The organism is Bacillus sp. SIMBA_005, from assembly GCF_046535585.1.
GTDB classification, from domain to species: domain Bacteria; phylum Bacillota; class Bacilli; order Bacillales; family Bacillaceae; genus Bacillus; species Bacillus pumilus.
In genome coordinates this window covers 1-258 of sequence record NZ_JAWRWI010000684.1, presented here as the reverse complement: position 1 = coordinate 258, position 258 = coordinate 1, and the positions used below count along the sequence as shown (strand labels likewise).

The window sequence follows — 258 nt, the reverse complement described above, 5'->3', positions numbered from 1 at the left end:
ACAAAAACAAAGAGAGCGATACTCATCGCAATAACATTTGGACTAGAATAGGAAAAAGCATAGCTTGTAAATTGTCCTTGCTGCTCTGTTAAAACATTAGTACGTAGGATTGTTTCAAGTGCTCCAACTATCCCTAGCATGTAAATGCCCACACGCCATTTTTTCGATAGTTCAAATGTCGCTAAATAGTAGCCCAGTATAAAGAAACCGATATACTCACTTAAAGGGAAAAACAATGTAAATTCATTACTCACAATA

1 pseudogene is annotated in these 258 nt (G+C 35.7%); it reads right to left on the bottom strand.

Annotated features, from left to right (window positions below):
• Positions 1–258: pseudogene (locus tag SB660_RS21820) on the bottom strand (hypothetical protein); the annotation flags it as partial.